This window comes from Rhizobium leguminosarum bv. viciae (assembly GCF_012276115.1).
GTDB lineage: Bacteria > Pseudomonadota > Alphaproteobacteria > Rhizobiales > Rhizobiaceae > Rhizobium > Rhizobium leguminosarum_T.
Genome location: NZ_WIEU01000046.1, coordinates 2,501 through 5,943, shown reverse-complemented (window position 1 = coordinate 5,943; position 3,443 = coordinate 2,501). Strand labels below are relative to the sequence as shown.

Genomic DNA, 3,443 nt, shown 5'->3' with positions numbered 1-3,443 from the left:
GATGAGCATAGTCAATGAGAACGATCAAGCCGATCGAGCTATTAGTACCGGTAAGCTTCATGCGTTGCCGCACTTCCACACCCGGCCTATCAACGTGGTCGTCTTCCACGGCTCTGATAGGGAATACTCGTTTTCAGGTGGGTTTCCCGCTTAGATGCCTTCAGCGGTTATCCCGTCCATATGTAGCTACCCTGCTATGCCCTTGGCAGGACAACAGGTCCACCAGAGATATGTCCATCCCGGTCCTCTCGTACTAGGGACAGATCCTGTCAATATTCCTACACCCACGGCAGATAGGGACCGAACTGTCTCACGACGTTCTGAACCCAGCTCACGTACCGCTTTAATTGGCGAACAGCCAAACCCTTGGGACCTGCTCCAGCCCCAGGATGCGATGAGCCGACATCGAGGTGCCAAACAACCCCGTCGATATGGACTCTTGGGGGTCATCAGCCTGTTATCCCCGGCGTACCTTTTATCCGTTGAGCGATGGCCCTTCCACACGGGACCACCGGATCACTATGACCGACTTTCGTCTCTGCTCGACTTGTCAGTCTCGCAGTCAGGCGGGCTTATGCCATTGCACTCGACGACCGATTTCCGACCGGTCTGAGCCCACCATCGCGCGCCTCCGTTACTCTTTCGGAGGCGACCGCCCCAGTCAAACTACCCACCATACACTGTCCCGGACCCGGATGACGGGCCGCGGTTAGACATCCATGACGATAAGGGTGGTATTTCAAGGATGGCTCCACGGAAACTGGCGTCCCCGCTTCAAAGCCTACCACCTATCCTACACATGCCGACACGAATGCCAGTGTAAAGCTATAGTAAAGGTGCACGGGGTCTTTCCGTCTGACCGCAGGAACCCCGCATCTTCACGGGGAATTCAATTTCACTGAGTCTATGTTGGAGACAGCGGGGAAGTCGTTACGCCATTCGTGCAGGTCGGAACTTACCCGACAAGGAATTTCGCTACCTTAGGACCGTTATAGTTACGGCCGCCGTTTACTGGGGCTTCGATTCAAAGCTTGCACCTCTCCTCTTAACCTTCCAGCACCGGGCAGGCGTCAGACCCTATACGTCGTCTTGCGACTTCGCAGAGCCCTGTGTTTTTGATAAACAGTCGCTACCCCCTGGTCTGTGCCACCCCATCATACTTGCGTAAAATGGGGTCACGCTTCTTCCGAAGTTACGCGTGCAATTTGCCGAGTTCCTTCAACATAGTTCTCTCAAGCGCCTTGGTATACTCTACCTGACCACCTGTGTCGGTTTCGGGTACGGTCTATACGGTGGAGCTATTTCCTGGAACCGCTCCGCTGCCCATCCAATCCAATAAGAATGAACAACTTGTGCAATCCGTCACTACCACCAGGCCCACGAATATTAACGTGGTTCCCATCGACTACGCATTTCTGCCTCGCCTTAGGGGCCGGCTAACCCTGCTCAGATTAACTTTAAGCAGGAACCCTTGGTCTTTCGGCGAGAGGGTCTCTCACCCTCTTTATCGTTACTCATGTCAACATTCGCACTTCCGATACCTCCAGGAGCCCTCACAGGTCTCCCTTCATCAGCTTACGGAACGCTCCGCTACCACGTGTATTGCTACACATCCTCAGCTTCGGTGCATGGCTTCAGCCCCGTTACATTTTCGGCGCAAAGACCCTTATTTAGACCAGTGAGCTGTTACGCTTTCTTTAAATGATGGCTGCTTCTAAGCCAACATCCTGGTTGTTTTGGGATCCTCACATCCTTTCCCACTTAGCCATGACTTGGGGACCTTAGCTGGAGGTTAGGGTTGTTGCCCTTTTCACGACGGACGTTAGCACCCGCCGTGTGTCTGCCGAGTAGTACTCCCCGGTATTCGGAGTTTGGTTAGGATCAGTAAGACGGTGAGTCCCCATAGCCCATCCAGTGCTCTACCCCCGGGGGTATTCGCTCGACGCTCTACCTAAATAGATTTCGCGGAGAACCAGCTATTTCCGAGTTTGATTGGCCTTTCACCCCTAGCCACAAGTCATCCCAATCTATTGCAACAGATGCGGGTTCGGTCCTCCAGTTGGTGTTACCCAACCTTCAACCTGCTCATGGCTAGATCACTCGGTTTCGGGTCTAATGCAACAAACTATATCGCCCTATTCAGACTCGCTTTCGCTTCGCCTACACCTACCGGCTTAAGCTTGCTTGTTACACTAAGTCGTTGACCCATTATACAAAAGGTACGCCGTCACCCTTGCGGGCTCCGACTGTTTGTAGGCATCCGGTTTCAGGTTCTATTTCACTCCCCTTGTCGGGGTGCTTTTCACCTTTCCCTCACGGTACTTGTTCGCTATCGGTCATGCACGAGTACTTAGGCTTGGAGAGTGGTCTCCCCATGTTCAGACAGGATTTCTCGTGTCCCGCCCTACTCTAGGACAATCATGATATCTACGCGTACGGGGCTGTCACCCACTACGGCCGCACTTTCCAGAGCGTTCCACTTTAATCACAATTGCCACTGGCCTGGTCCGCGTTCGCTCGCCACTACTTGCGGAGTCTCGGTTGATGTCCTTTCCTGCAGGTACTTAGATGTTTCAGTTCCCTGCGTTCGCTTCTTACACCCTATGTATTCAGGTGCAGATACCTTATCACAATGCTTGGAACCTGGCGTCGCCTTGCGACGCAGCGAATAGTTGTTAGCGAATAGCGAATAGAATTTAAAAACTATTCGCTACTCACTATTCGCTATTCGCGGCGCCTGCGGCGCCAGATTCCCAAGCATTTAAGGTGGGTTGCCCCATTCGGAGATCCATGGATCAAAGCTCATTCGCAGCTCCCCACGGCTTTTCGCAGCGTATCACGTCCTTCATCGCCTGTGCATGCCAAGGCATCCACCAAATGCCCTTACGACACTTAATCGTTCTCATTGCCAATGCTCATCGTCTTTTGTTTGATTTGGCAGACCTTGTCCGCTTCGCTTGCGCCTCGCGGGGTGCCAAATCCGACCATACCGACAACCTTGCGATTGCCGAACCGGTCGGGCCAAACATGCGTGATTACCTTTTACAATCACGCTTTCTAACAATGCCATTAACGTGTTCGACAGGTCTGCTTTATTGGAGCTACGCCGAGCAGCTCGCTTGCAGCCTGTCTTAAGACCAGCTTCTCGAGATATGATCCGATACCGCGCGGTCAGGCAACGGTAATCCGATCGTCCGTCAGACGAAGCCCGAAGGCTACGAACAACACGCGATAAACCGCTATGCGGTTTACGCTGACGATCCAGAGTGACAAGCTTCCTTCCACCCTCCAGTCCTTCACCCATATCCGGCCGGCTAGGCCATCCATGGGATCATCAGAACTGGGCTCGGACGCCTTGGGCAGAACCCAAAACACCTGGAAGCCTCCAGATCAATCTTCTCTTCACAATGTATGCAGAACACGCATCAGCCATAAGCCGATGC

The 3,443-nt window shown here is 53.2% G+C and carries 1 rRNA gene; it reads right to left on the bottom strand.

Features of this window, described 5'->3' with window-relative positions:
• Nucleotides 1-20 precede the first annotated feature (20 nt).
• A 23S ribosomal RNA gene (locus GFM02_RS34615) occupies nt 21-2,898 on the bottom strand.
• Nucleotides 2,899-3,443 lie beyond the last annotated feature (545 nt).